Origin of the sequence: Stenotrophomonas sp. B1-1 (assembly GCF_010894375.1) — a bacterium.
Lineage (GTDB): Bacteria > Pseudomonadota > Gammaproteobacteria > Xanthomonadales > Xanthomonadaceae > Stenotrophomonas.
Genome location: NZ_JAAIUZ010000014.1, coordinates 1 through 25,595, shown reverse-complemented (window position 1 = coordinate 25,595; position 25,595 = coordinate 1). Strand labels below are relative to the sequence as shown.

Annotated in this window: 24 protein-coding genes; 17 read left to right on the top strand and 7 right to left on the bottom strand. The window is 67.7% G+C overall.

Annotated features, from left to right (window positions below):
- Positions 1-9: 9 nt before the first annotated feature.
- Both G4G00_RS12950 and G4G00_RS12945 read right to left on the bottom strand, forming a co-directional pair.
- Positions 10-408, bottom strand: a complete 399-nt coding sequence (locus G4G00_RS12950; RefSeq protein ID WP_108751808.1) for a c-type cytochrome — start codon at positions 406-408, stop codon at positions 10-12.
- Between the two features lie 64 nt (positions 409-472).
- A complete protein-coding gene (locus tag G4G00_RS12945; RefSeq protein WP_108770882.1) occupies positions 473-2,149 on the bottom strand; it encodes an electron transfer flavoprotein-ubiquinone oxidoreductase in 1,677 nt (558 codons plus the stop codon).
- A gap of 315 nt (positions 2,150-2,464) precedes the next feature.
- Between G4G00_RS12945 and G4G00_RS12940 the strand changes: the two genes are divergently transcribed.
- Positions 2,465-3,628, top strand: a complete 1,164-nt coding sequence (locus tag G4G00_RS12940; protein ID WP_108751810.1) for an acyl-CoA dehydrogenase family protein — start codon at positions 2,465-2,467, stop codon at positions 3,626-3,628.
- A 243-nt stretch (positions 3,629-3,871) separates the two neighbouring features.
- On the opposite strand, the gene G4G00_RS12935 is transcribed toward G4G00_RS12940, so the two are convergent.
- Both G4G00_RS12935 and G4G00_RS12930 read right to left on the bottom strand, forming a co-directional pair.
- A complete protein-coding gene (locus G4G00_RS12935; RefSeq protein WP_108751811.1) occupies positions 3,872-4,351 on the bottom strand; it encodes a tRNA (cytidine(34)-2'-O)-methyltransferase in 480 nt (159 codons plus the stop codon).
- Positions 4,352-4,420: 69 nt separating this feature from the next.
- Entirely contained in the window at positions 4,421-4,897 is a 477-nt protein-coding gene (locus tag G4G00_RS12930) for a hypothetical protein (RefSeq protein ID WP_108751812.1), read from the bottom strand.
- A 394-nt stretch (positions 4,898-5,291) separates the two neighbouring features.
- Here G4G00_RS12930 and G4G00_RS12925 point away from each other — a divergent pair, with 394 nt between their 5' ends.
- The 4 genes from G4G00_RS12925 to G4G00_RS12910 all read left to right on the top strand — a co-directional run bounded on the left by G4G00_RS12925 (position 5,292) and on the right by G4G00_RS12910 (position 10,772).
- The gene (locus tag G4G00_RS12925) at positions 5,292-8,141 is read left to right on the top strand and encodes a pitrilysin family protein (RefSeq protein ID WP_108763307.1); all 2,850 of its coding nucleotides are present in this window, start codon (positions 5,292-5,294) and stop codon (positions 8,139-8,141) included.
- Between the two features lie 164 nt (positions 8,142-8,305).
- The gene (locus G4G00_RS12920; RefSeq protein ID WP_087921159.1) at positions 8,306-8,623 is read left to right on the top strand and encodes a DUF4156 domain-containing protein; all 318 of its coding nucleotides are present in this window, start codon (positions 8,306-8,308) and stop codon (positions 8,621-8,623) included.
- A 102-nt stretch (positions 8,624-8,725) separates the two neighbouring features.
- Complete coding sequence (locus tag G4G00_RS12915; RefSeq protein ID WP_108748081.1) at positions 8,726-9,742, top strand: 3-oxoacyl-ACP synthase III; 1,017 nt, start codon at positions 8,726-8,728, stop codon at positions 9,740-9,742.
- A 139-nt stretch (positions 9,743-9,881) separates the two neighbouring features.
- On the top strand, positions 9,882-10,772 hold the full coding sequence (locus G4G00_RS12910) for an alpha/beta fold hydrolase (RefSeq protein ID WP_164274184.1): 891 nt from the start codon (positions 9,882-9,884) through the stop codon (positions 10,770-10,772).
- 51 nt (positions 10,773-10,823) lie between these two features.
- On the opposite strand, the gene G4G00_RS12905 is transcribed toward G4G00_RS12910, so the two are convergent.
- Positions 10,824-11,195 carry a YkgJ family cysteine cluster protein gene (locus tag G4G00_RS12905; protein ID WP_164274181.1) on the bottom strand — a complete coding sequence of 124 codons (372 nt, stop codon included), beginning with the start codon at positions 11,193-11,195 and terminating at the stop codon, positions 10,824-10,826.
- 103 nt (positions 11,196-11,298) lie between these two features.
- On the opposite strand from G4G00_RS12905, the gene oleC reads away from it, so the two are divergent.
- The 3 genes from oleC to G4G00_RS12890 all read left to right on the top strand — a co-directional run bounded on the left by oleC (position 11,299) and on the right by G4G00_RS12890 (position 14,217).
- A complete protein-coding gene (oleC, locus tag G4G00_RS12900) occupies positions 11,299-12,957 on the top strand; it encodes an olefin beta-lactone synthetase (RefSeq protein ID WP_164274178.1) in 1,659 nt (552 codons plus the stop codon).
- The gene (oleD, locus tag G4G00_RS12895) at positions 12,954-13,940 is read left to right on the top strand and encodes a 2-alkyl-3-oxoalkanoate reductase (protein WP_108751815.1); all 987 of its coding nucleotides are present in this window, start codon (positions 12,954-12,956) and stop codon (positions 13,938-13,940) included. The genes oleC and oleD overlap by 4 nt, the downstream gene beginning before the upstream one ends.
- A 121-nt stretch (positions 13,941-14,061) precedes the next feature.
- Positions 14,062-14,217 carry a DUF1328 domain-containing protein gene (locus G4G00_RS12890; RefSeq protein ID WP_107231440.1) on the top strand — a complete coding sequence of 52 codons (156 nt, stop codon included), beginning with the start codon at positions 14,062-14,064 and terminating at the stop codon, positions 14,215-14,217.
- Between the two features lie 125 nt (positions 14,218-14,342).
- On the opposite strand, the gene ddlA is transcribed toward G4G00_RS12890, so the two are convergent.
- Complete coding sequence (gene ddlA, locus G4G00_RS12885; RefSeq protein WP_108751816.1) at positions 14,343-15,428, bottom strand: D-alanine--D-alanine ligase; 1,086 nt, start codon at positions 15,426-15,428, stop codon at positions 14,343-14,345.
- Positions 15,429-15,607: 179 nt separating this feature from the next.
- Between ddlA and G4G00_RS12880 the strand changes: the two genes are divergently transcribed.
- The 4 genes from G4G00_RS12880 to G4G00_RS12865 all read left to right on the top strand — a co-directional run bounded on the left by G4G00_RS12880 (position 15,608) and on the right by G4G00_RS12865 (position 19,293).
- A complete protein-coding gene (locus G4G00_RS12880; protein ID WP_108751817.1) occupies positions 15,608-16,243 on the top strand; it encodes an SCP2 sterol-binding domain-containing protein in 636 nt (211 codons plus the stop codon).
- Complete coding sequence (gene ubiB / locus G4G00_RS12875) at positions 16,240-17,895, top strand: ubiquinone biosynthesis regulatory protein kinase UbiB (RefSeq protein ID WP_164274175.1); 1,656 nt, start codon at positions 16,240-16,242, stop codon at positions 17,893-17,895. The genes G4G00_RS12880 and ubiB overlap by 4 nt, the downstream gene beginning before the upstream one ends.
- The gene (locus tag G4G00_RS12870; protein ID WP_164274172.1) at positions 17,892-18,479 is read left to right on the top strand and encodes an O-methyltransferase; all 588 of its coding nucleotides are present in this window, start codon (positions 17,892-17,894) and stop codon (positions 18,477-18,479) included. Before ubiB ends, G4G00_RS12870 begins: the two co-directional genes overlap by 4 nt.
- Positions 18,480-18,567: 88 nt before the next feature.
- Positions 18,568-19,293 (top strand): pseudouridine synthase, encoded by a 726-nt coding sequence (locus G4G00_RS12865; RefSeq protein WP_164274169.1) that lies wholly within the window; start codon positions 18,568-18,570, stop codon positions 19,291-19,293.
- An 82-nt stretch (positions 19,294-19,375) separates the two neighbouring features.
- On the opposite strand, the gene G4G00_RS12860 is transcribed toward G4G00_RS12865, so the two are convergent.
- Positions 19,376-19,903, bottom strand: coding sequence for a DUF2059 domain-containing protein (locus tag G4G00_RS12860; protein ID WP_108751821.1), 528 nt, complete (start codon positions 19,901-19,903; stop codon positions 19,376-19,378).
- 134 nt (positions 19,904-20,037) lie between these two features.
- Between G4G00_RS12860 and arfB the strand changes: the two genes are divergently transcribed.
- The 5 genes from arfB to G4G00_RS12835 all read left to right on the top strand — a co-directional run bounded on the left by arfB (position 20,038) and on the right by G4G00_RS12835 (position 25,505).
- On the top strand, positions 20,038-20,469 hold the full coding sequence (gene arfB / locus G4G00_RS12855; RefSeq protein ID WP_108748096.1) for an alternative ribosome rescue aminoacyl-tRNA hydrolase ArfB: 432 nt from the start codon (positions 20,038-20,040) through the stop codon (positions 20,467-20,469).
- Between the two features lie 46 nt (positions 20,470-20,515).
- Entirely contained in the window at positions 20,516-21,076 is a 561-nt protein-coding gene (locus tag G4G00_RS12850; RefSeq protein WP_233614934.1) for a lysophospholipid acyltransferase family protein, read from the top strand.
- 111 nt (positions 21,077-21,187) lie between these two features.
- Entirely contained in the window at positions 21,188-23,344 is a 2,157-nt protein-coding gene (dcp, locus tag G4G00_RS12845; RefSeq protein WP_164274166.1) for a peptidyl-dipeptidase Dcp, read from the top strand.
- Positions 23,345-23,501: 157 nt separating this feature from the next.
- On the top strand, positions 23,502-24,128 hold the full coding sequence (lepB, locus tag G4G00_RS12840) for a signal peptidase I (RefSeq protein WP_164274163.1): 627 nt from the start codon (positions 23,502-23,504) through the stop codon (positions 24,126-24,128).
- A 120-nt stretch (positions 24,129-24,248) separates the two neighbouring features.
- Positions 24,249-25,505, top strand: a complete 1,257-nt coding sequence (locus G4G00_RS12835) for an MFS transporter (protein ID WP_164274160.1) — start codon at positions 24,249-24,251, stop codon at positions 25,503-25,505.
- The last annotated feature ends 90 nt before the right edge of the window (positions 25,506-25,595 follow it).

The window sequence follows — 25,595 nt, the reverse complement described above, 5'->3', positions numbered from 1 at the left end:
GCTGTGCTCCTACTGGGCATGCTCCTGCAGGTAGGCGATCACCAGGGCGCGCCGTTCCGGGCTGGGGAACGCGTTGTACATGCGCGTGCCGGGCACCATGTGGCTGGGTGACTGCAGGAAGGTGTCCAGGGTCTGCGCGCTCCACACGAAATCGGCGCGGCGCATGGCGTCGGAATAGCCGTAGTCGGGCAGGCTGCCGGCACGCCGGCCGAGTACCCCATGCAGGTTCGGACCGAAGCGATGGATGCCGCCGGCCTTCACCGTGTGGCAGCCGGCGCACAGTTCAAACGCGCGCTGCATCGCCTGCTGGCGCGCCTGTTCGGGGCTGGCCGGTGCGGCGGGTGGGCGCTGACAGCCGGTGGCCGCCAGGGCCACGGCGAATGCAACAGGTAGAACGATCGCGCGCATGGGCCGGTAGCATACCGGCCCCTGCGTGGACGCGGGCTGCGACACGCCGTCGCAGCCCGGGGCCTTACATGCCCGAGTAGTTGGGGCCGCCACCGCCCTGCGGGGTCACCCAGACGATGTTCTGGGTCGGGTCCTTGATATCGCAGGTCTTGCAGTGCACGCAGTTCTGCGCGTTGATCTGCAGCCGCGCGTTGTCGGCTTCGCCAACGAACTCGTACACACCGGCCGGGCAGTAGCGCGCCTCCGGGCCGGCGTACTCGGCCAGGTTCACCTTCACCGGAATGCTGGCGTCCTTCAGGGTCAGGTGGCTGGGCTGGTTTTCGTCGTGGTTGGTGCTGCTCAGGAACACCGAGCTGAGACGGTCGAAGGTGAGCACGCCATCGGGCTTGGGGTAGGCAATGCGGGTGTGCTTGGACGCCGGCTCCAGGCAGGCGTGGTCCGGGGTGCTGTGGCGCAGGGTCCACGGCGGGTTGCGCACGCCCAGCTTGGGCAGCAGCCACTGTTCCACGCCAGTCATCAGCGTGGCCACGGTCTGGCCCTTCTTGAACCACTGCTTGAAGTTCTTGGCCTGCTGCAGTTCGGTGAACAGCCAGCTGGCTTCGAACGCCTGCGGGTAGGCGCTCAGTTCATCGTGCTGGCGGTCGGCCACCAGCGCATCGAAGGCGGCGTCGGCGCACAGCATGCCGGTCTTGATGGCCGCGTGGCTGCCCTTGATGCGGCTGACGTTGAGGTAGCCGGCTTCGCAGCCGACCAGCGCGCCGCCGGGGAACACCGTCTTCGGCAGTGACATCAGGCCACCGGCGGTGATGGCACGTGCGCCGTAGCCGATGCGGGTGCCGCCTTCCAGGTGCTTGCGGATCTGCGGGTGGGTCTTGAAGCGCTGGAATTCCTCGAACGGGCTCAGCCACGGGTTCTTGTAGTCCAGGCCCACCACGTAGCCCACCGCCACCTTGCCGCCGTCGGCGTGGTACAGGAAGGCGCCGCCATAGGTGTCGTTGTCCAGCGGCCAGCCGGCGGCGTGCACCACCAGGCCCGGCTCATGCTTGGCCGGGTCGATCTGCCACAGTTCCTTGATGCCGATGCCGTAGGCCTGCGGGTCCTTGCCTTCATCCAGCTTGTAACGGGCGATCAGCTGGCGGCCGAGGTGGCCGCGCGCACCTTCGCCGAAGATCGTGTACTTGGCGTGCAGGGCCATGCCGCGCTCGAAGGCCGGACCAATGCTGCCGTCCTTTTCGATGCCCATGTCGCCGGTAGCCACGCCGACCACTTCACCGTTGTCGCCGTACAGCACCTCGGCGGCGGCGAAGCCGGGGAAGATCGCCACTTCCAACGCCTCGGCCTGCTGTGCCAGCCAGCGGGTCACTTCGCCCAGGCTGATGATGTAGTTGCCTTCGTTGTGGAAGCATTCGGGCAGCAGCGCGTTGGGCGTGCTGCGCGAACCGGTCTCGCTGAGGAACAGGAATTCATCGCGGGTGACCTTCTGCTTCAGCGGCGCGCCGCGTTCGGCCCAGTCCGGGAACAGTTCGGTCAGTGCCCGCGGGTCCATCACCGCACCGGACAGCACATGCGCGCCGGGCTCGGAGCCCTTTTCCAGCACGCACACCGACAGTTCACGGCCGGCTTCGATCGCGCGCTGGCGCAGGCGGATGGCGGTGGCCAGGCCGGCAGGACCGGCGCCGACGATCACCACGTCGAATTCCATTACTTCACGCGGGGGCAGGGCGTTGGCTTCAGCGCTCATCGAATGCATGACTCGTGGGTAGTGCCGGCATCGGGGCCACCGGCGGTGCCTGGGAATCGCGCGTGCTGCCACGTGCGAAACGCTTGTTTGAATGTGTCAGGGTACCGGGCCGCGCGTGATCGAGCTAGATCGCCGATGTTCACGTCATGATTGCTGCAGTGCAGCGTAATGCTCGTGGCCGGGTAGGTGCCAACCTGAGTTGGCACATTGTTTCACCGCCCGGACCCGCTTCCGTGTGGACCAAGGTCCACACCTACCAGACGCGATGCTTGCCGATGACCGACAATGGCCCGGTCCTGACTGCGTGTGAGTGCCATGGCTTTGCATCCGTACGATCTGTTCGATGTCCGTTCACTGCTCAGCGAGGAAGAACGCGCGGTGCAGGACAGCGTGGCCCGTTTCACCAACGAACGGGTGCTGCCCATCATCGGCGATGCCTTCGACCAGGCGCGTTTTCCCGACGAACTGGTGCCGGAGATCGCCGCACTGGGCCTGCTGGGCGCGACCCTGCCGTCTGAATATGGCGGCGGCGACCTGGGCGCGGTCAGCTACGGCCTGATCTGCCAGGAGCTGGAACGCGGCGATTCGGGCCTGCGCAGTTTCGTTTCCGTGCAGAGCTCGCTGTGCATGTACCCCATCTACGCCTACGGCAGCGAGGAACAGCGGCGGCAGTGGCTGCCGGCGATGGCCCGTGGCGAGCTGATCGGTTGCTTCGGCCTGACCGAAGCGCATGGCGGTTCGGACCCGGCCGCGATGAAGACCCGCGCGGTACGCGACGGCAGCGACTGGCGCATCAGCGGCAGCAAGATGTGGATCACCAGCGGCCCGGTGGCCGACCTTGCCATTGTCTGGGCGCAGACCGAAGACGGCATCCAGGGCTTCGTGCTGGAAAAGGGCATGGCCGGCTTCACGAGCCAGGAGATCAAGCACAAGATGAGCCTGCGCGCCTCGCTGACCGGTGCGCTGTACTTCGACGACGTGCGCGTGCCCGACAGCCACCGCCTGCCCAACGTGAAGGGCCTGAAGGGGCCGCTGGGCTGCCTGACCCAGGCCCGCTTCGGCATCAGCTGGGGCCCGATCGGTTCGGCCATTGCCTGCCTGGACGAAGCGCTGGGCTATGCCAAGGAGCGGGTGCTGTTCGGCCGCCCGTTGGCCGCCACCCAGAGCGCGCAGATCAAGCTGGCCGAAATGGCCCGCCGCATCACCACCGCGCAGCTGCTGGCCCTGCAGCTGGGGCGCCTGAAGGAAGCCGGCCAGCTGCAGCCGCAGCAGGTCAGCCTGGCCAAGTGGAACAACTGCCGCATGGCGATTGATATCGCCCGCGAATGCCGCGACCTGCTGGGCGGGGCCGGCATCACCACCGAGCACGTGGCGATCCGGCATGCGCTGAATCTGGAATCGGTGATTACCTATGAAGGCACCGAGACCGTGCACCAGTTGGTGATTGGTCGCGAGCTGACCGGTATCAACGCGTTCTGACCGTCATCCACGCATGGCGTGGATCTACCGGGTAGGTGCCGACCTTGGTGGTAGGTGCCAACCTTGGTTGGCACAGACCCTCCGCGCGCGACCGGGCATTGGTGCGGACCAAGGTCAGCACCCACCAGAAGCGGCATTGGTAGGTGCCGACCTTGGTCGGCACAGTCCTTCAGCGCGCGACCAGGCATTGGTGCGGACCAAGGTCCGCACCCACCAGGGGGGGCCGCACCTACCCAAGGCGCATCATGCGCCGCCGGCAAACCCGTGCTGGCGCCAGGCTTCGTACATCAGTACGGCCACGGTGTTGGACAGGTTGAGGCTGCGGTTGCCCGGCTGCATCGGCAGGCGCAGGCGCTGGCCGTCGGGCAGGGCGTCGAGCACATCCTGCGGCAGGCCACGGCTTTCGGGGCCGAACAGGAATGCATCGCCGTCTTCAAACGCCACGCTGTCGTAGCGCACGCTGGCCCGGGTACTGAGTGCGAACAGTCGTTTCGGCGCGATGCGCGCCAGCGCGGTGTCCAGGTCGGGGTGCACCTGCAGGCGCGAATACTCGTGGTAGTCCAGCCCGGCGCGCTTGAGCTGCTTGTCTTCCAGTGCGAACCCGAGCGGTTCGACCAGGTGCAGCTGCGCGCCGGTGTTGGCACAGAGCCGGATCACGTTGCCCGTGTTGGGCGGGATTTCCGGTTGGAACAGGATCACGTGGAACTGGGGCGCGGCATTCATCGGTGCAGTGTACCTGCCACCACTGCCGCCTTTACGGCGCACGCCCTGCGCGGGGCAGGGCGGCACCGGTTACGGGCGCAGCAGCACCTGGGCGGTTTCGCTGGCCAGGGCCTGCAGATCGGCGGCGCTGGGGCGAACCTGCAGGGTCGGCAGGTTGGTGATCACCTGGTTGGCCACCGAGGTGGCAGCGGCAGCCAGGGTGGCGGCGTAGCGCTGTGCTTCCTGTTCGGCGGCCAGGGCGACGCGCTGTTCCAGGCTGGGGCGCACTTCGACGGCGGCCAGGGTGGTGATCGGCATTGCAGCGGCGACCGGGGCAGCCACGTAGCCGTTGCGTTCGGCCAGCTGGTCAGCACTCGGGCGCACCTGCACTGCTGCCAGCGTGGGGATGCCGCTGGCCTGTTCCCAGGCCTGCTGGGCCAGCTGGTCGGCGGCCGGGCGCACCTGCACGGTGTCCAGGGTCTTGATGGATTCGGAGGCCTGCACCGACGAAACAACCGCGGTGCCGGCGATCAGGGCGATGGCGATGGCAATGGTCTTGGCGTTCATGACGGGGCCTGTTTAGTGTTGTTGAGCGGTGGTGTGGTAGTAAGGTAGTACACCAATTCTGGGCATGCAAGAGAAATTTTCGCTTTTCTCTATTTGTTCAGCGTTCGGTCAGTTTCGATCTGAAGCCCTTCCTGGCGCAGGAACTACACAGCAATCGCCGTGCCAACTTTCAAGCGTTGATTTCAAAGGGTTTTTTGCGGTCTTCGGAGTGTCCGCGGGGCGGACACCTGTCCGTTCGGCAGGCCGTGGACACTGTCCGGACGCGCTGGCGCGGCTTACGTGACCGCTACGGCGGGGCGGTCCGGCGCCCCCAGGGCAGTGACTGCTGGCCGATACCGGGCGGGCGGGACACACGCTAGGATCGGCATTCACCAACGTGACCAAGGATCTGGAAATGTCTTTCGCCCTGCGCCCGCGCACCGCGCTGCTCGCCGTTGCCCTCAGCACCGCCCTCGGCACGCTTGCGCCGACCACCGCCCTGGCGGCCAAGCCGGCCGCGCCGGCCAAGGTGGACATTCCCTTCGAGCAGTTCACCCTGCCCAACGGCCTGCGCGTGATCGTGCACACCGACCGCAAGGCGCCGATCGTGGCGGTGAACGTCTGGTACCACGTGGGCAGCAAGGACGAGCCGGCCGGCCGTACCGGCTTCGCCCATCTGTTCGAACACCTGATGTTCCAGAGCAGCGAAAACCACGACGGCGAATACTTCGAACCGTTCAAGCAGGTGGGTGCCACCGGCCAGAACGGCACCACCAATACCGACCGCACCAACTACTTTGAGAACGTGCCGACCACCGCGCTGGACATGGCACTGTGGATGGAATCGGACCGCATGGGCCACCTGGTGGGGGCGATCGACCAGGCCGCGCTGGACGAACAGCGTGGCGTGGTGCAGAACGAGAAGCGCCAGGGCGAAAACCAGCCCTATGGCCAGGTCTGGGAAAAGCTGAACCGCGCGCTGTATCCGGCCGGCCACCCGTACCACCACAGCGTGATCGGGTCGATGAACGACCTCAACGCCGCGTCGCTGGATGACGTGAAGACCTGGTTCCGGACCTGGTACGGCCCGAACAACGCGGTGCTGGTGCTGGCCGGTGACATCGACCTGGCCACCGCCAAGGAAAAGGTGGCGCGCTATTTCGGCAGCATCCCGGCCGGCCCGACCATGGCGCAGCCGAAGGTGGACGTGGCCAAGCGCGATGCCGACACCCGCGAAGTGATGACCGACAAGGTGCCGCAGGCGCGCATCTACCGCGCCTGGAACGTGGCCCAGGTCGGCACGGCCGACATCGACCAGCTGCAGCTGCTGGCCGAAGTGCTGGGCGGTGCCAAGTCCTCGCGCCTGAGCCAGCGCCTGCAGCACCAGGACAAGCTGGTGGACAACATCAGCGCCGGCGCCTACGCCTCGCAGCTGGGGTCCAACTTCATGGTGATGGCGACGGTGAAGAAGGGCCAGGACCCGGCCCGCATCGAGAAGATCATCGACGAGGAAATCGAGCGCCTGCTGAAGGACGGCCCGACTGCCGATGAACTGGCACGCGCCAAGACCGGCTTCCGCGCCGGCTTCATCCGCGGCATCGAGCGCATTGGTGGCTTCGGCGGCAAGGCCGATGCGCTGGCCGAATGCGCGGTCTACACCGGCGACCCGGGCTGCTTCCGCACCTCGCTGGCCAACATCGACAAGGCTACCGCCGCCGATCTGAAGCGCTTGGGGGCACAGTGGCTGGACAAGGGCAGCCACACCCTGGTGGTGGAACCGGGCGAGCGCGTGGCACTGAAGGAAGAAGCCTCGGCCACGCCCAAGCCGTTCAACGTGCCGGCCGTGGACAGCAAGTACAGCACCCTGCCCGAGCAGGTCGACCGCAAGGCCGGCGTGCCGCAGACCCGCGAATTCCCGCAGTTGAAGTTCCCGGCCCTGCAGCGCGCCACCCTGAAGAACGGCACCCAGGTGGTGCTGGCCGAGCGCCACGAGATTCCGGTGGTGCAGTTCAGCTACCAGTTCCCGGGTGGCTTCACCGCCGACCAGGGGCGCAAGCCGGGCACGGCCAACTTCACCATGAGCCTGATGACCGAAGGCGCCGGCAAGCTGGGTTCGCTGGCCTTCGCCGATGCCGCCGATGCGCTGGGCGCCAGCCTGGATGCCTCGGCCGGGCTGGATTCGGTGGATGTTGAACTGTCGGCACTGAAGGAAAACCTGGTGCCGTCGCTGGCGCTGTATGCCAGCCTGCTGCGCGAACCGCGCTTCGAGCAGGGCGAGATCGACCGCGTAAAGGCCTCGTGGATCGCCGGCATCCAGCAGGAAAAGGTCAACCCCAATGCGGTGGCCATGCGCGTGCTGCCGCCGCTGCTGTACGGCAAGGGCCACCCGTATGCGATTCCGTTCACCGGCAGCGGTGACGAAGCGGCCATCGCCAGCCTGGACCGCGAGGACCTGGTCGATTTCCACCGCGACTGGCTGCGCCCGCAGGACGGCACCCTGATCGTGGTGGGCGACACTACCCTGGCCGAGATCGTGCCGCTGCTGGACAAGCAGCTGGGCGACTGGAAGGCCAGCGGCGATGCGCCCACGGTCAAGGCCACCACCGCCGTTGCCGTGCCCAGCGCACCGCGCGTGTTCCTGATCGACCAGCCGGGTGCGGTGCAGGCCAACCTGTTCGCCGGCCAGGTGGTTCCGCCGTCCAGCGATGCCGGTTCGACCCGCTTCGACATTGCCAACGGCGTGATCGGTGGCGACTTCACCTCGCGCCTGAACATGAACCTGCGCGAGGACAAGCACTGGTCCTACGGTGCCCGCACCATGGCCAGCAACACCGTGGGCCAGCGCCCGTGGATGGCGATGGCGCCGGTGCAGATCGACAAGACCGGCCCGGCGCTGGCGGAAATGCGCAAGGAGATCGCCGGCTTCGCCGATGGCAGCAAGCCGGCCACCGAGGCAGAGGTCAACCGCATCCGCAACATCCAGACCCTGAGCCTGCCGGGTGCGTATGAAACCGCCGCGGCCGTGGCCTCGACCATTGGCAACATCGTGCAGTTCAAGCGCCCCGACGACTACGTGCTGCGCCGCAAGGCCGAGATCGAAGCGATGACCCCGGCGCAGGTGCAGCAGGCAGCGGCCGAGATCAAGCCGCAGGCGCTGACCTGGGTGGTGGTGGGTGACCTGAAGCAGACCGAAGCAGCGGTGCGCGCGCTGAACCTGGGCGAGGTGACCGTGATCGATGCCGACGGCAACCCGGTGAAGAAATAAGGCAAGACCCGGCCAGGGGTCGGATCCCTCCTGCAAGGAGGGCTCCGACCCCCAGTGTGCATCCGGGGTCAGAGCCCCCTGCCGGGGGATCTGACCCCATCACCGGCTACCCCCGATTCAGGCTGTTCAGGCAGAATCGCCCCATACCCTTCCAGGATCTGCCCATGCGCGTTCTGCTGCTTTCTTCCCTGCTGCTCACCGTCACCGCCTGCACCTGGGTGCCGATCGAACCGGCCGGCAAGGCGACCCGCGTGCTGCCGGCAGGCCCGGTTCCGGCCGGCTGCATCACCAAGGGCGAGGTGGTGGTAACGGTCAAGAGCAAGGTCGGCTTCTACAACCGCAACCCGCTGCGCGTGCAGGAAGAGCTGGAAACCCTGGCCCGCAACGAGGCCCCCAGTGCCGGCGCCAACGCCGTGCAGGCCGCCGCCGCCCCGGCCGATGGCAGCCAGCGCTTCGCCGCGTTCCAGTGCCCGCCACGCTGAATCCTTCACCATACGGGGAAGGCTGAATTCGTAAAGATGCGGTGAAGGCGCGGGGGTTATAGAATAGCGCCCCCTTTTGCCTGAGCCTTGGCGCTAACCTCGATGCTCTTCAAGAATGTCTCGATCGCCGGCCTCGCACACGTCGACGCGCCGCATACGTTGACGACCAAGGAAATCAACGACCGCCTGCAGCCGACCCTGGACCGCCTGGGTATCCGCACCGACGTGCTGGGCGATATCGCCGGCATCCACGCCCGCCGCCTGTGGGACACCGGCGTGCTGGCCTCGGACGCGGCCACCATGGCCGGCCGCAAGGCGCTGGAAGATGCCGGCATCACCGCCGGCCAGGTCGGCCTGCTGGTCAACACCTCGGTCAGCCGCGACTACCTGGAGCCGTCCACGGCCTCCATCGTGTCGGGCAACCTGGGCGTCAGCGACGAATGCATGACCTTCGATGTGGCCAATGCGTGTCTGGCCTTCATCAACGGCATGGATATCGCCGCGCGCATGCTCGAGCGCGGTGATATCGACTACGCGCTGGTGGTGGATGGCGAAACCGCCAACCTGGTCTACGAAAAGACCCTGGAGCGCATGACCGCCCCGGACGTCACCGCCGACGATTTCCGCAACGAACTGGCGGCCCTGACCACCGGATCGGGTGCTGCGGCCATGGTCATGGCGCGCTCGGAACTGGTTCCGGACGCCCCGCGCTACAAGGGTGGCGTAACCCGCTCGGCCACCGAGTGGAACCAGCTGTGCCTGGGCAACCTGGACCGCATGGTGACCGACACCCGCCTGCTGCTGATCGAAGGCATCAAGCTGGCGCAGAAGACCTTCGCCGCCGCCAAGATCGCCCTGGGCTGGGCCGTGGAGGAACTGGACCAGTTCGTCATCCACCAGGTCAGCCAGCCGCACACCGCCGCGTTCATCAAGAACTTCGGCATCGACCCGAAGAAGGTGATGACCATCTTCGGCGAGCACGGCAACATCGGCCCGGCCTCAGTGCCGATCGTGCTGAGCAAGCTCAAGCAGCTGGGCAAGCTGAAGAAGGGCGATCGCATCGCGCTTCTGGGCATCGGCTCGGGCCTGAACTGCTCGATGGCCGAAGTGGTCTGGTAAACAGCCTGCTGCACGATCTCCTGTAGAGCCGAGCCCTGCTCGGCTCACGCGCGCAGCGCGGCTCTTCAGCAGCGGACGAGAAAGCAGCCGAGCATGGCTCGGCTCTACAGTGCGCCGCGACTCTCCTTAGGTGCTCCGCATGCGCGATCTTCCCGGTTACCCCGCCCACCCGCAGCGTTTCGAGGTTCGCCCCGGTCTGTCGATGAACTATCTCGACGAGGGCCCGCGCGATGGCGAGGTGGTGGTGATGGTGCACGGCAACCCGTCGTGGAGCTATTACTGGCGCACGCTGGTGGCCGGCCTGTCGGACAGGTACCGCTGCATCGTGCCCGACCATATCGGCATGGGCCTGTCGGACAAGCCCGATGACAGCCGCTACGAGTACACGCTGCAGTCGCGCGTGGACGACCTGGATGCGCTGCTGAAGCACCTGGGCATCACCGGCCCGGTCACCTTGGCCGTGCATGACTGGGGCGGCATGATCGGCTTCGGCTGGGCGCTGTCGCACCACGATCAGGTGAAGCGCCTGGTGGTGCTCAACACCGCGGCCTTCCCGCTGCCGGCGGCGAAGAAGATGCCGTGGCAGATTGCGCTGGGCCGGCACTGGAAGGTCGGTGAGTGGATCATCCGCACCTTCAATGCGTTCTCGTCCGGTGCCTCGTGGCTGGGCGTGGAGCGGAAGATGCCGGCCGATGTGCGCCGCGCCTACGTGGCGCCGTACAACAGCTACGCCAACCGCATCAGCACGATCCGTTTCATGCAGGACATTCCGCTGTCGCCGGCCGACAAGGGCTGGTCGCTGCTGGAGCGCGCCGGCCAGGCGCTGCCGTCCTTCGCCGATCGCCCGGCCTTCATCGGCTGGGGCCTGCGCGACATCGTGTTCGACCACCACTTCCTGAAGGGCTTCCAGGCCGCGCTGCCGGCCGCCCAGGTGCATGCGTTCGACGATGCCAACCACTACGTGCTGGAAGACAAGCACGAAGTGCTGGTGCCGAAGATCCGCGCCTTCCTGGATGCCAACCCGATCTGATCGGTGCGCGGGGTCGGAGCCTTTTCTGCGAAACGGATCCGACCCCTGGCCTCAGGCCGCGATCGGGCTGCCGTCGCTGCCTTCCCAGTCCGCCGGGGTCAGCGGGTCCAGGCCATAGGCAATGCGCGCCCTGTCGCACTGCGGGCTGGCCTTGCCGTATTCCCACGAGGCATCGACCTCGCGGCACACGCTGGGCCGGTTGGGGTGGATGGTGCAGCGTGAATACACGCCGATCTGCGCATCCAGGGCCACGCAGCGCACCGGCTTGGAATGGGTGCCGCGCATGCACAGGCGGTGCGGGTCCAGCGTTTCGGTCAGCTGGTGCGGTACCCCGCCGGGGGTGACCTCGTCCGATTCCATCCAGTGAAAAGCCACGCGGTACTGGGTGCAGCAGGCGCCGCAGGTCATGCAGGGATGTTGCATGGTCAAGCCGCCTCGGGCGGCAGTGGAATGGGTGACGAGGCTGCGGATTTTCCACGAAGTCGGCCGCCGCGCAAGAAATTCCGTAAGCGGCGACAATGAACGGATGAACCGACCCTGCAATATTGCCGCGCGCCTGCCGGAACTGGCCCGTGAACGCCCCGACCAGATCGCCATCCGCTGCCCCGGCCGCCGCGGCGCCGGCAACGGCATGGCCGCCTATGACGTGACCCTGGACTACCGCCAGCTGGACGCCCGCAGCGATGCCATGGCCGCCGGCCTGGCTGGCTACGGCATCGGCCGCGGCGTGCGCACGGTGGTGATGGTGCGGCCTTCGCCGGAGTTCTTCCTGCTGATGTTCGCCCTGTTCAAGCTGGGCGCGGTGCCGGTGCTGGTCGATCCGGGCATCGACAAGCGCGCGCTGAAGCAGTGCCTGGACGAAGCGCAGCCGGAGGCCTTCATCGGCATTCCACTGGCCCACGTGGCCCGTCTGGCGCTGCGCTGGGCACCGTCGGCCACCCGTCTGGTGACCGTGGGCCAGCGCCTGGGCTGGGGCGGCACCACGCTGGCCGCGCTGGAGCGCGCCGGCGCCGCCAGCGGCCCGATGCTGGCCGCCACCGACGGCGAGGACATGGCCGCGATCCTGTTCACCAGCGGCTCCACCGGCGTGCCCAAGGGCGTGGTCTACCGCCACCGCCATTTCGTCGGCCAGATCGAACTGCTGGGCAACGCCTTCGGCATGGAAGCGGGCGGGGTGGACCTGCCGACCTTCCCGCCGTTCGCGCTGTTCGACCCGGCGCTGGGGCTGACCTCGGTCATTCCGGACATGGACCCGACCCGGCCGGCGCAGGCCGACCCGGCGCGGCTGCACGATGCCATCCAGCGTTTCGGCGTCACCCAGCTGTTCGGTTCGCCGGCATTGATGCGCGTGCTGGCCCGCCATGGCCGGCCGCTTCCCTCGGTCACCCGGGTCACCTCCGCCGGCGCCCCGGTGCCGCCGGACGTGGTGGCCACCATCCGCCGCCTGCTGCCGGACGATGCGCAGTTCTGGACGCCCTATGGCGCTACCGAATGCCTGCCGGTGGCCGTGGTGGAAGGGCGCGAGCTGGAACGTACGCGCGCCGCCACCGAAGCCGGCGCCGGCACCTGCGTGGGCAGCGTGGTGGCCCCCAACCAAGTGCGCATCATCGCCATCGATGACGCCCCGCTTCCCGACTGGTCGCAGGCGCGCGTGCTGGGCGTGGGCGAAGTGGGCGAGATCACCGTGGCCGGACCGACCGCCACCGACAGCTACTTCAACCGCCCGCAGGCCACCGCCGCGGCGAAGATTGCCGAAGCCCTGGCCGACGGCAGCACCCGCATCGTGCACCGCATGGGCGATGTCGGCTACTTCGATGCGCAGGGCCGCCTGTGGTTCTGTGGGCGCAAGACCCACCGCGTGGAAACCGCGCGCGGGCCGCTGTACACCGAACAGGTGGAGCCGGTGTTCAACACGCTGCCCGGCGTGGCGCGCACCGCACTGGTGGGCGTGGGCGCGGCCGGTGCACAGGTGCCGGTGCTGTGCGTGGAGCTGCAGCGCGGCAGCCGCGATGGCGCGGCCCTGCAGGAGGCGCTGCGCGCCCATGCGGCCACGCACCTGCCCGCTGCCGGCGTGCAGCACTTCCTGGTCCACCCGGGCTTCCCGGTGGACATTCGACACAACGCCAAGATCGGCCGCGAAAAGCTGGCCGTCTGGGCCAGCGCTGCATTGGAGAAGCGTGCATGAAGATCCTGGTTACCGGTGGTGGTGGCTTCCTCGGACAGGCCCTGTGCCGCGGCCTGCTTGAGCGCGGCCACCAGGTGCTGGCGCTCAACCGTGGCCACTACCCGGCGTTGCAGGCGATGGGTGTGGGCCAGATCCGCGGCGACCTGGCCGACCCGCAGGCTGTGCAGCATGCGGTGGCCGGGGTGGACGCGGTGTTCCACAACGGCGCCAAGGCCGGTGCCTGGGGCAGCTATGACAGCTACCACCAGGCCAACGTGGTGGGCACCGACAACGTGATTGCCGCCTGCCGCGCGCACGGCGTCGGCCGCCTGGTCTACACCTCCACGCCCAGCGTGACCCACCGCGCCACCCACCCGGTGGAAGGGCTGGGCGCCGACGAAGTCCCGTACGGCGAGAATTTCCAGGCCCCGTACGCGGCAACCAAGGCGATTGCCGAGCAGCGCGTGCTGGCCGCCAACGATGCCAGCCTGGCCACGGTGGCGCTGCGCCCGCGCTTGATCTGGGGCCCGGGTGATCTGCAGCTGGTACCGCGGCTGGCCGAGCGTGCCCGCCAGGGCCGCCTGCGCCTGGTCGGTGACGGCAGCAACAAGGTCGACACCACCTACATCGACAACGCCGCATTGGCGCACTTCCTGGCGTTCGACGCGCTGGCCCCGGGTGCGGCCTGTGCCGGCAAGGCGTACTTCATTTCCAACGGCGAACCGCTGCCGATGCGCGAGCTGTTGAACAAGCTGCTGGCGGCGGTGAATGCCCCGGCCGTGGAGAAAACCCTCAGCTTCAAGACCGCCTACCGCATCGGCGCCGTGTGCGAGCGCCTGTGGCCGCTGCTGCGCCTGCCCGGCGAACCGCCGTTGACCCGGTTCCTGGCCGAACAGCTGTGCACGCCGCACTGGTACAGCATGGAACCGGCGCGCCGCGATTTCGGTTACGTGCCGCAGGTCAGCATCGAAGAAGGGCTGCGCCGCCTGCACGCGGCCTCGTGACGGCGGCATCACGGCGCTGAAGGCTTCATCGCGCGCAGAAGTTGCCGTCACCGGTTGCACACCGCCGGATCGGGAGGATGGACCCACGCCATCCACGGCCCGACCCATCGCGAGGAGCGCCATGCTGCACTACGCCGTCATTTTCTTCGTCATCGCCATCATCGCCGCCGTGCTCGGCTTCTCCGGCATTGCCGGCGCCGCCAGCAACATCGCCTGGATCCTGTTCGTCGTGTTCCTGATCCTTGCGGTGATCTCGATGTTCCGCAAGCGCGGGTAGAGTCGAGCTTGCTCGACCGCCCTTGTAGAGTCGAGCCATGCTCGACTGTTCCAACAGCAGTCGAGCAAGCTCGACTCTACAGAAGCGGGGCCCCGCATGTCGCACGCGATGCGGGGTCCCCCGCACTACACCAGCGCCTTGTCGGCCGCGTGCCGTTCCAGCGCCAGTTCAATCAACCGCGTGATCAGCGCGGTGTAGCCCAGCCCACTTGCGCCCCACAGCTTGGGATACATGCTGATGCGGGTGAAGCCGGGCAGGGTGTTGATCTCGTTGATGGTGATCTTCCCATCCGCGCCCAGGAACACATCCACCCGCGCCATGCCCGCGCACTCCAGCGCCTGGTAGGCCTGCAGCGCGATCTGCTGGATACGCGCCTGGCTGTCAGCATCGATCGCCGCCGGCACCACCACATCGGCACCCGCCGCGTTCAGATACTTGGTGTCATAGGCGTAGAACTCGTCATGCACCACCACCTCGCCACAGACACTGGCCTGCGGCTGTGCGTTGCCCAGCACCGCACATTCGATCTCGCGACCGGCCACGGCCGATTCCACCAGCACCTTGTGGTCGTGGCGCAGCGCCAGTTCCAGCGCCGCCGCGAAGCCGGCCGCATCCTTCACCTTGCTCACGCCCACCGACGAACCCTGGTTGGCCGGCTTCACGAACAGGGGCAGGCCCAACTGTGCGATCAGCGCGGCCACATCCACCTGCGCCGCCTGGTGGCGGCGGATGCAGACCCACGGCGCCACCGGCAGGCCGGCATCGCGCAGCAGTCGCTTGGCCACGTCCTTGTCCATCGCCGCCGCCGAACCCAGCACCGACGAGCCCACGAACGGCAGGCCGGCCATGCGCAGCAGGCCCTGCAGCGCACCGTCCTCACCCAGCGGGCCGTGCACGATCGGCAGCACCACATCGATCGGCCCCAGTGCCGCCGGTGCGTTCACCGGTTGCAGCTGCGCCTGCCCTGCACCCGGCTGCAGCGCCAGCGTGGCGCCGGACGGGCGCAGCGCGATCCGCGCCGGATCATCGGCGTTGAGCAGGAACGCATCGGGTTGCAGCAGATGCCACTGGCCCTGCTTGTCGATGCCGACCAGCACTGGTTCGTAGCGCTCGCGATCCAGCGCATCGAGGATGTTCTTCGCCGACTGCAGCGAAACTTCGTGTTCGGAAGACGTGCCGCCGAAAATGATGCCAACCCGGGTACGTGCCATGGGCAATGCGATGTCCTGTGCAACAAGGGCCCACAGCATGAACCGCCCGGTGGCACGGGGAAAGGTAGAGTCGACCGTTGGTCGACTGGCAGGACGCGGAAGGTCAGTCGACCAACGGTCGACTCTACCGCGGCAACGTGCCTGCATCCGCCCACCACCCACGCAGGTAGAATGCGCAGATGGCTCTTTCCCTGCTCAAGTCCCTCAAGCCGGTCGCTGGCCGCGCCCTGCAGATCGCCCTGAACCGCGCGCTGGCGCTGGATCCGGACACCCGCCACGCCCTGGCCAGCCTGCACGGCCGGCATATCGACCTGACCCTGGAAGCGCCGGCGCTGGCCATGCGTATCAGCGTGGACGGCGACCAGCTGCGGGTCGGCCCGGTGGACGCCCAGGAAGCCGACCTGGCCGTGCGCAGCAGCCTGGCCGGGGTGCTGGCGCAGTTGCCGCTGCTGGCCAACGCGCGGCGCGGCGACGACGCCGGCAAGGGCCGCGTACGCGTGGCCGGCGATGCCGAACTGGCGCGTCGCCTGCAGCAGCTGGCCAAGGGCTTCGATCCGGACTGGCAGCAGCCGTTCGTGAGCGTATTCGGCGACGTGCTGGGCGTGCAGGTGGCCAACACCCTGCGCAGCGCCTTGCAGCACGCGCGCCAGGGCGCCATCGACCTGGCCCACAGTGCCGCCGAATTCGTCACCGAAGAATCGCGTGACGTGGTGCCGCGTGGCGAACTGGACGCCTTCCATGATGACGTGGACGTGCTGCGCGACGACGTTGAACGATTGCAGGTGCGCGTGCAGCGCCTGCGGGGTGCCGCATGAAGGCCCTGCTGCGGGCCAACCGCATCGGCCGGGTCATTCTGCGTTACCGCCTGGACGACCTGCTGCAGGGCACCGCGGCCGAGCGTTGGCTGCGCCTGGCCAAGCCGTTCGTGCCGCGCGCACCGGCCGCCATTGCCGCGCAGTCGCGTGGCGCACGCCTGCGCCTGGCACTGCAGGACCTGGGCCCGATCTTCGTCAAGTTCGGCCAGATCCTGTCGACCCGTCGCGACCTGGTGCCGCCGGACGTGGCCAATGAACTGACCCTGCTGCAGGACCGGGTCAAGCCGTTTGACGGCGATACCGCGCGCCGCATCGTGGAAGAAGCGCTGGGCCTGCCGGTCAGCGAGGCCTTTGCCAGCTTCGATACCGAACCGTTGGCCTCGGCCTCGATCGCGCAGGTACACGCCGCCACCCTGGCCGATGGCCGCCAGGTGGTGGTGAAGGTGCTGCGCCCGGGCATCGAGAAGCAGATCGATGCCGACATCGCGCTGTTGAACTCGCTGGCCAGCCTGGTCGAGCGCACCCACCCGCGTGCCGACAAGATCCGCCCGCGCGAAGTGGTGGCCGAGGTGGAAAACACCCTGGCCGCCGAGTTGGACCTGCAGCGCGAAGGCGCCAATGCCAGCGTGCTGCGCCGCTTCTGGGAAAACAGCGACGATCTGTACGTGCCGGAAGTGATCTGGAGCCACACCGCCGAACGCGCGCTGACCCTGGAACGGGTGTGGGGCATTCCGTCCGACGACATCGTCGCCCTGGACCAGGCCGGCATCGACCGCAAGGCGCTGGCCGCCAAGGGCGTGCGGGTGTTCTACACCCAGGTGTTCCGCGACAACTTCTTCCACGCCGATGCGCACGCCGGCAACATCTGGGTCGACACCGATCCGGCGCGCCGCGACAACCCGCGCTTCATCGCGCTGGACTTCGGCATCATGGGCCAGCTCTCGCAGGAAGATCAGTACTACCTGGCCGAGAACTTCATGGCCATCTTCAACCGCGACTACCGCCGCATTGCCGAGCTGCACGTGCAGGCGCGCTGGATGCCCGACAACGTGCGCATCGACGATCTGGAAGCGGCGGTGCGTTCGGTGTGCGAACCGTACTTCACCCGGCCGTTGTCGCAGATTTCGCTGGCCGAAGTGCTGCTGAAGCTGTTCCGGGTGGCCCAGCGTTACCAGCTGACCCTGCAGCCGCAGTTGATCCTGCTGCAGAAGACCCTGCTGAACATCGAAGGCGTGGGCCGCCAGCTGGACCCGCAGATCGACATCTGGGCCGTGGCCAAGCCGGTGCTGGCGAAGATCCTGCGCGAGCGTTACAGCCCGCGCCGGGTGGTGCGCGAGATCGGCAAGCGCGTGCCGGAAATCATGACCCACGCGCCGGACATGCCGCGCCTGGTGCATGCCTGGCTGAGCCAGCAGGTGGAAGGCCGCCACGAACTGGCCATGCGTTCGCGCGATCTGGTGGCGCTGGACGCCAGCCTGCAGAAGCTGCAGAAGCGCGCGGTCGGGGCGATTACCGGCGTGGGCCTGCTGGCCATTGCCGCGCTGCTGTACGTGCTGCAGCCGCCGGGCTGGTACTGGGGCGACCTGCCCATGCTGGGGCTGGGTGCGGCGGTGCTGGGCGCGGTTGCGCTGGCCCGCGCCTGGTGGCGATGAGCGCCGCACTGCAGGCACTGAAGGACGAACTGGCGCGCCACGGCGCCCACAACGATGCGCGCGAAAGCGAACGGGGCCGGCGCATGCTGAACATCACCGCCGACACCGGAGAACTGCTGTCGGTGCTGGTGCGTTTCGGCCAGGCCCGGCGCGTGCTGGAAATCGGCACCTCCAACGGCTATTCCACGCTGTGGCTGGCCGAGGCTGCAGCGGCGATCGATGGTCAGGTGACCACGCTGGAATACGCTGCCGACAAGGTGGCGATGGCGCGCGCGAACTTCGCTCGCAGCGGGCTGGGCGGGCGCATCACCCTGGTGCAGGGCGATGCCGGGGTCTGGCTGGCCGCGGCGGACGACGCCAGCGTGGACCTGCTGTTCCTTGATTCGGACCGCGAACAGTACGCCGGCTGGTGGCCGCAGCTGCGCCGCGTGCTGCGCCCCGGCGGCCTGCTGGTGGTGGACAACGCCACCTCGCACGCCGCACAGATGCAGCCGCTGCGCGCGTTGCTGGATGCGGATGCGGATTTCAGTACCAGCCTGGTGCCGGTGGGCAATGGTGAACTGCTGGCGGTGCGCAACGGCTGATCGCTGCGTGTCCCACACCCGGGGTCAGAGCCCTTTTCCGCAGGAAAAGGGATCCGACCCCACGCGAGCGCCCCCGTATAATCCGGCGGTGAGTACCGATACCGAAACCGCCCCCGAAACCGCCCCCCTGCAGCTGCTGCATCTGGATGAACGGCTGGCCGTGGTCAACAAGCCGGCCGGGCTGATGGTCCATGACAGCAAGCTGGCCCGCGGCGAAGATGATTTCCTGGCCGACCGCCTGCGCGAGCAGTTGGGCCGCCCGATCTTCCTGGTGCATCGCCTGGACCGCGCCACCAGCGGCTGCCTGCTGCTGGCTTTCGACCGCGACACCGCCAGCACGCTGGGCAAGGCGCTGATGGGCGGTGAGGTGAGCAAGGATTACCTGGCCATCTGCCGCGGCTGGCCGGCCGAGGAGGCCTGGCAGGTGGACCACGATCTGGACGGCGGGCCCGGCAAGCCGGTGAAGAAGCCGGCGGTGACCGATTTCCAGCGCCTGGCCACCGGCGAACTCTGCGTGCCGGTGGGCGAATTCGCCAGTTCGCGCTATGCGCTGCTGCGCTGCCAGCCGCTGACCGGTCGCTTCCGGCAGATCCGCCGGCACCTGAAGCACCTGTCGCACCACCTGATTGGCGATACCAGCCACGGTGACGGCCGCCACAACCGCAATTTCCGCATGCAGGGCGTGCACCGCATGCTGCTGCACGCCGAGCGCCTGCGTTTCCCGCACCCCGATGGCGGCATGCTGGATGTGCGCGCACCGGTGGATGCCGGTTTCCAGAAGGCGCTGGACCTGTTCGGCTGGCAGGTGGACTGAAGGTAGCGCCGGGCCATGCCCGGCGTGGTACCCCGGGGTCAGAGCCCTTTCCCGTTGGGAAAGGGATCCGACCCCGATGGCGTTATTTCTTTTCCGGCTCGTTCACGATCGCTTCCAGGTCCTTCTGCAGATCGGTGATCAACGGCTGCATGCGGGTCTGGATGGCCACCATCACGTTCTGCATCAGCGCCGGGGTCTTGTCCAGCAGGCTCTGGCCGGCCGGGCTCTCGTAGAACTCGGCCATGGCCAGCACGTCTTCCTTGCTGAAGGTCTTCTTGTAGAGATCGACATACATCGGGCGCAGCTGCTGCCACGACAGCGCCTGGCGCAGGGTCTGGTTGGTGCGCGCCTGGATGCGCTGCAGCTGTTCCTGCTGCTGGGCGGTCAGTTGGCGCTGCGCGGTGGCCTGCTGGAACTGCTGCTGCTGCATCGCTTCGATCTGCGGCAGCGCCGCGTCGAGCATGGTCTGGGCGCGCGAGGCGGCCAGCAGGCGGTTGATGTCGCTGTCGGTCGGCGGCGCGGCCCAGACCGGGCTGCTGCACGCGGCCAGGGCCAGCAGCAGGGCAACGCGGCGCAGGCGCGCGGGCAGGGTGGGAACAAGGCGGGTCATGCGAAGCTTCCTGCGGTACATGGAAGGCCCAGCATACCCGCAGCGCAGGCGAAGGCGGCGTGTTCGATGCCTGATCGGCGGCATACGGCGCGCGATGGCGGCCACGGCGGCGCCGGTGCCGCTACAATGCGCGCATGGGCAGTGGACCGGTCACCATCAGCGCGCAGCTTGAAATCCCCGACGGCGAGATCGTCGAGCGGTTCGTGCGTGCCAGCGGTGCCGGCGGGCAGAACGTCAACAAGGTGTCCACCGCGGTGGAACTGCGTTTCGATGTGGCCGGCTCGCCCTCGTTGCCCGAGCCGCTGCGCGAGCGCCTGCTGGCGCGCCGCGACCGGCGCATGACCGGCGAAGGCGTGCTTGTCATCGATGCGCAACGGTTCCGCACCCAGGATCGCAATCGCGAGGATGCGCGCGAGCGGCTGGCGGCCTTCATCCAGGCTGGGCTGAACGTGCCCAAGCCGCGCAAGGCCACCAAACCGTCCCTGGGCTCGAAACTGCGTCGTCTGGACGCCAAACGCGGGCGCGCGCAGATCAAGCGCGGGCGCTCATCACGTGACTGGGAGTGATTGCTTGAACAACCCGACGCCGTTGCTGCCGGCCGTGCCGCCGAACATGCCGCAGGTCAAACCCAACGCCTTCCTGCGCTGGCTGGCGCGCTGCACCCTGCGCCTGGGCGGCTGGAAGGTGACCGGCACGCTGCCGGACATTCCGCGCCTGGTCTTCATCATCGCTCCGCATTCGTCCAACTGGGACGGCCTGTGGGGCATGGCGGCCAAGATCGCGCTGGGCATGAAGGTGAAGGTGCTGGGCAAGGCCTCGCTGTTCTGGTGGCCGCTGGGCCCGCTGCTGCACCGGCTGGGGGTGATCCCGCTGGACCGCAGTGCGCCGCAGGGCACGGTCGGCCAGGCCGTGGACCTGCTGCGCAACAACGAAAAAATGTGGTTCGCCATCACCCCCGAAGGCACCCGCAAGGCGGTGAAGGACTGGAAAGCCGGTTTCCTGAAGATCGCGCGGATGGCCGACGTGCCGGTCCTGGCGGCGTACTTCCATTACCCGGAAAAGACCATCGGCATCGGCCCGCTGTTCACCCCCACCGGCGATGATGCGGCCGACATGGCGGCCATCCGTGAGTTCTACCGCCCGTGGATGGGCAAGACCCGCGGCACGGTCTGAAACGCCCCGCAGCGGCCGCATACACGCCACGTCCGGCACATGCCGGGCGGCCGCGACAGGAGTAGGGTGGAGGGCTGTCATTCCCTACCGCCCGCCCAAGGAGCGTTCTACATGTCGCGTACCGTAGTCCTGGCCGCCGCCATCAGCCTGGCGCTGGCGGCCTGTTCCGGCAAGGAGTCCACCCCCGTGTCCGAAGCCCAGCAGACCCCGGCCCAGCAGCCGGCCGATGCCTCCACCAACCCGCTGCTGAGCGCCAGCACGCTGCCGTTCCAGGCGCCGCAGTTCGACAAGATCAAGGACAGCGACTACCTGCCGGCGTTCGAAGAAGGCATGCGCCAGCACCTGGCCGACGTGCGCAAGATCGCCGACAACCCCGAGCCGGCCACCTTCGACAACACCCTGGTGGCGATGGAGCGCAGCGGTGAAACCCTCACCCGCGTGTCGCGCATCTTCTTCGGCCTGGTCCAGGCCGATGGCACCGAAGCGCGCCAGAAGATCCAGGAAGAGATCGCACCGAAGCTGGCCGCGCACCAGGACGAGATCAACCTCGATCCGAAGCTGTTCGCGCGCGTGAAGTCGCTGTACGACCAGCGCGACACGCTGGAACTGGACCCGGTGCAGAAGCGCCTGGTCGAGCATTACTACGACGGTCTGGTGCGCGCTGGCGCCCAGCTGTCCGACGCTGACAAGGCCAGCCTGCGCAAGCTGAACGTGGAAGAGACCACGCTGTCCACCCAGTTCCACACCCGCCTGGTCGCGGCCACCGCCGCCGCCGCTGTTGTGGTGGATGACAAGGCCAAGCTGGCCGGTCTGGACGAGAACGCGATCAACACCGCGGCCAACGACGCCAGCGCCCGCAAGCTGGACGGCAAGTTCCTGCTGCCGCTGCAGAACACCACGCAGCAGCCGGTGCTGGGTTCGCTGAGCGATCGCGACCAGCGCGCCGCCGTGCTGAAGGCTTCGGAAACCCGCGCCGAGCGCGGCGATGCCAACGACACCCGGCAGACCGTGCAGCGCCTGGCCCAGCTGCGTGCGCAGAAGGCCAAGCTGCTGGGCTTTGACACCTACGCCGATTACAACCTGGGCGACCAGATGGCCAAGACCCCGGCCGCGGCGCTGAAGCTGCTGACCGACACCGTGCCCGCGGCCACCGCCAAGGCGCGCGAGGAAGCGGCCGACATCCAGAAGGTGATCGACGCGCAGAACGGCGGCTTCAAGCTGGCCGCTTCGGATTGGGACTTCTACGCCGAACAGGTGCGCAAGGCCAGGTACGATCTGGACGAATCGCAGATCAAGCCGTACTTCGAACTGGACAACGTGCTGCAGAACGGCGTCTTCTACGCCGCCACCCAGCTGTACGGCATCACCTTCAAGCCGCGCACCGACATTCCGACCTACAACCCGGACATGAAGGTGTACGAAGTGTTCGACAAGGACGGCACCTCGCTGGCCCTGTTCTACACCGACTACTTCAAGCGTGACACCAAGTCCGGCGGCGCCTGGATGGACGTGTTCGTTGAACAGGACGGCCTGACCGGTGCCAAGCCGGTGGTCTACAACGTCTGCAACTTCACCAAGCCGGCCGCAGGCCAGCCGGCGCTGCTCAGCTTCGACGACGTCACCACGCTGTTCCATGAGTTCGGCCACGCGCTGCACGGCATGTTCTCCAACGTGAAGTACCCGTCGATCGCCGGCACCGCCACCTCGCGCGACTTCGTCGAGTTCCCCTCGCAGTTCAACGAACACTGGGCGCTGGACCCGAAGGTGTTCGCCAACTACGCCAAGAACTACAAGACCGGCGAACCGATGCCGCAGGAGCTGGTGGACAAGATCCTGAAGGCACGCAGCTTCAACCAGGGCTACGCCACCACCGAATACCTGTCGGCGGCGCTGCTGGACCTGGCCTGGCACACCCAGAAGGCCGATGCCCCGCTGCAGGATGTGGGCGCCTTTGAAGCCAGCGCGCTGAAGAAGTTCAAGGTGGACCTGCCGCAGGTGCCGCCGCGTTACCGCACCACTTACTTCGACCACATCTGGGGCGGCGGCTATTCGGCCGGCTACTACGCCTACTTCTGGGCCGAAGTGCTGGACCACGACGCGTTCCAGTGGTTCACCGAACACGGTGGCCTGACCGCGGCCAACGGCCAGGAGTTCCGCGACAAGATCCTCTCGCGCGGCAACAGCGTGGAACTGTCGACCCTGTACCGCGATTTCCGCGGCAAGGACCCGTCGGTGGAACCGCTGCTGAAGTTCCGCGGGCTGAAATAAGAGAGCGAAAACGGCGGGGGCAACCCCGCCGTTTTTCATTATGTAGAGTCGAGCCATGCTCGACTGGTAGGGTCGAGCCAAGCTCGACTGGCCGTACCCGGGAACCTCTCCCGCCGATGTGTGGTCTGATCCACCTACCACCCACCCGGAGCCTGTCATGGATGCTGTCGCCCGCCCTCCCTTTTCCCAACGCGCACTGGTCTGGCTGAAGAAAGAAGCCCTGCCGCTGCTGGTGATGCTGGGCCTGCTGGCCGCCGCCCGTGACACCCTGGCCAACCACTACGTGGTGCCCAGCGGCTCGATGCAGCCCACCCTGCAGCCCGGCGACCGCGTGGTGGTGGACATGCGCGCCTATGGCCTGCGCCTGCCGTTCACCCACCAGCAACTGCTGGCCACCGGCACCCCGCAGCGCGGCGAAGTAGCCGTGTTCGATTCGCCCGCCGACGGCACCCGATTGATCAAGCGCGTGGTGGCCGTGGCCGGTGACCACGTGCAGCTGCACGGCGGCCACCTGATCATCAACGGCCAGCCGCTGCAGATCGCCGGGCTGGCCGATACCGAAGCCTTCGGCCCGCGCCACGCGCAGCTGGACCTGGACATGGGCGGTGGCCCTGACATCGCCGACCTGCAGGTGCCGGCCGGCAAGGTGCTGGTGCTGGGCGACCACCGCGGCAACAGCTTCGACGGCCGCTTCTTCGGTTTCGTCGATGCCGATGCCCTCTACGGTCGCGCCGTGTCGGTGTACTACCGCCGCGGCGACGGCTTCGAGTGGCAGCGGCTGTAAGCTGAATTGATACGTTCTACATATCAATCCTGACCTATCAGGTTATGGATCGACTGGATGAGGCGGCCTACGCTGGCCGCCTGATCCCCATCTTGGCCGCCCCCACGGCCACCCGATTCCATGACTGGCGAAACCGCGGCGGCCGACAGCGCCCGCCCCCGTACCCTCGATTCCGGCACTGACACCCGCATCCAGCAGGGCACCCCGGCGTTCCGCCGTACCGCGGTGGCGCTGTTCCTGGCCGGTTTTTCCACCTTCGGCCTGCTGTACACGGTGCAGCCGCTGCTGCCCGAGTTCAGCCGCCACTTCGGCGTGTCGGCCGCCGGCAGCGCGATGTCGCTGTCGCTGAGTACCGGCACGCTGGCGGTGGCGATGCTGCTGGCCGGCCTGCTGTCCGATGCGGTGGGGCGACGGCCGTTGATGATCGCGGCCCTGATGGCCTCGGCGCTGCTGTCGCTGTGCACCGCGCTGGTGGACGACTGGACCACGATGCTGGTGCTGCGCACCCTGCTGGGCCTGGCCTTGAGCGGCGTGCCGGCGGTGGCCATGACCTACCTGGTGGAGGAAATGGACAGCCGCGCGCTGGGCCTGGCCATGGGCCTGTACATCGGCGGCAATGCCATTGGCGGCATGAGCGGGCGCCTGCTGGCCGGCATCATTGCCGATCATTGGGGCTGGCGCTGGGGCATCGGCGCGGTGTCGATCATTGCGGTGGCCAGCACCGTGCTGCTGTGGCTGCAGCTGCCGCCGTCGCGGCACTTCCAGGCCCGTCGCGGTGGCCTGCGCCAGTTGCCGTCGCGCTGGCGCACCCTGTTTGCCGACCCAGGCCTGCCGTGGCTGTTCGCCACCTCGTTCGTGCTGATGGGCGTGTTCGTCACCCTCTACAACTACCTGGGCTACCACCTGCTGGCGCCGCCGTACCACCTCAGCCAGACCGTGGTCGGGCTGATCTTCAGTGTCTACCTGGTGGGGACCTTCAGCTCGGCGTGGATGGGCCAGCTGGCGATGCGGCATGGGCGGGGCCGCATCCTGACCATTTCCTTCGGCCTGATCGGCGCCGGCATCGTGCTGCTGATGCTGCCGTGGCTGGCGACCATGGCGGTGGGCATCGCGCTGGTCACCTTCGGTTTCTTCGGCGGGCATTCAGTGGCCAGCAGCTGGGTCGGCAGCCGCGCCGGTTCGATGCGTGCCGAAGCCTCGGCTCTGTACCTGTTCGCCTACTACCTGGGCAGCAGCGTGCTGGGCGCCGTGGGCGGGCTGGCCTACGCCGCGTGGGATTGGCTGGGCGTGTGCCTGTTCACCGGCGTGTTGACCCTGCTCGGCGGCGTCATCATCTGGGCGCTGCAGCAGCGCGCCCCGCAGCCGGTGACCGCCTGAACCCCGCCGGGTTCCGCGCGCGTCCGCTCTGGTAGGTGCCGACCTTGGTCGGCACTCTGGCGCGGGCCAACCAAGGTTGGCCACTACCAC

What these genes read in the sequence shown, in the direction of transcription:
- G4G00_RS12950 (WP_108751808.1), bottom strand. Translation starts at nt 408, where the DNA reads ATGCGCGCGATCGTTCTACCTGTTGCATTCGCCGTGGCCCTGGCGGCC.
- G4G00_RS12945 (WP_108770882.1), bottom strand. Translation starts at nt 2,149, where the DNA reads ATGAGCGCTGAAGCCAACGCCCTGCCCCCGCGTGAAGTAATGGAATTC.
- G4G00_RS12940 (WP_108751810.1), top strand. Translation starts at nt 2,465, where the DNA reads ATGGCTTTGCATCCGTACGATCTGTTCGATGTCCGTTCACTGCTCAGC.
- G4G00_RS12935 (WP_108751811.1), bottom strand. Translation starts at nt 4,351, where the DNA reads ATGAATGCCGCGCCCCAGTTCCACGTGATCCTGTTCCAACCGGAAATC.
- G4G00_RS12930 (WP_108751812.1), bottom strand. Translation starts at nt 4,897, where the DNA reads ATGAACGCCAAGACCATTGCCATCGCCATCGCCCTGATCGCCGGCACC.
- G4G00_RS12925 (WP_108763307.1), top strand. Translation starts at nt 5,292, where the DNA reads ATGTCTTTCGCCCTGCGCCCGCGCACCGCGCTGCTCGCCGTTGCCCTC.
- G4G00_RS12920 (WP_087921159.1), top strand. Translation starts at nt 8,306, where the DNA reads ATGCGCGTTCTGCTGCTTTCTTCCCTGCTGCTCACCGTCACCGCCTGC.
- G4G00_RS12915 (WP_108748081.1), top strand. Translation starts at nt 8,726, where the DNA reads ATGCTCTTCAAGAATGTCTCGATCGCCGGCCTCGCACACGTCGACGCG.
- G4G00_RS12910 (WP_164274184.1), top strand. Translation starts at nt 9,882, where the DNA reads ATGCGCGATCTTCCCGGTTACCCCGCCCACCCGCAGCGTTTCGAGGTT.
- G4G00_RS12905 (WP_164274181.1), bottom strand. Translation starts at nt 11,195, where the DNA reads ATGCAACATCCCTGCATGACCTGCGGCGCCTGCTGCACCCAGTACCGC.
- oleC (WP_164274178.1), top strand. Translation starts at nt 11,299, where the DNA reads ATGAACCGACCCTGCAATATTGCCGCGCGCCTGCCGGAACTGGCCCGT.
- oleD (WP_108751815.1), top strand. Translation starts at nt 12,954, where the DNA reads ATGAAGATCCTGGTTACCGGTGGTGGTGGCTTCCTCGGACAGGCCCTG.
- G4G00_RS12890 (WP_107231440.1), top strand. Translation starts at nt 14,062, where the DNA reads ATGCTGCACTACGCCGTCATTTTCTTCGTCATCGCCATCATCGCCGCC.
- ddlA (WP_108751816.1), bottom strand. Translation starts at nt 15,428, where the DNA reads ATGGCACGTACCCGGGTTGGCATCATTTTCGGCGGCACGTCTTCCGAA.
- G4G00_RS12880 (WP_108751817.1), top strand. Translation starts at nt 15,608, where the DNA reads ATGGCTCTTTCCCTGCTCAAGTCCCTCAAGCCGGTCGCTGGCCGCGCC.
- ubiB (WP_164274175.1), top strand. Translation starts at nt 16,240, where the DNA reads ATGAAGGCCCTGCTGCGGGCCAACCGCATCGGCCGGGTCATTCTGCGT.
- G4G00_RS12870 (WP_164274172.1), top strand. Translation starts at nt 17,892, where the DNA reads ATGAGCGCCGCACTGCAGGCACTGAAGGACGAACTGGCGCGCCACGGC.
- G4G00_RS12860 (WP_108751821.1), bottom strand. Translation starts at nt 19,903, where the DNA reads ATGACCCGCCTTGTTCCCACCCTGCCCGCGCGCCTGCGCCGCGTTGCC.
- arfB (WP_108748096.1), top strand. Translation starts at nt 20,038, where the DNA reads ATGGGCAGTGGACCGGTCACCATCAGCGCGCAGCTTGAAATCCCCGAC.
- G4G00_RS12850 (WP_233614934.1), top strand. Translation starts at nt 20,516, where the DNA reads ATGCCGCAGGTCAAACCCAACGCCTTCCTGCGCTGGCTGGCGCGCTGC.
- dcp (WP_164274166.1), top strand. Translation starts at nt 21,188, where the DNA reads ATGTCGCGTACCGTAGTCCTGGCCGCCGCCATCAGCCTGGCGCTGGCG.
- lepB (WP_164274163.1), top strand. Translation starts at nt 23,502, where the DNA reads ATGGATGCTGTCGCCCGCCCTCCCTTTTCCCAACGCGCACTGGTCTGG.
- G4G00_RS12835 (WP_164274160.1), top strand. Translation starts at nt 24,249, where the DNA reads ATGACTGGCGAAACCGCGGCGGCCGACAGCGCCCGCCCCCGTACCCTC.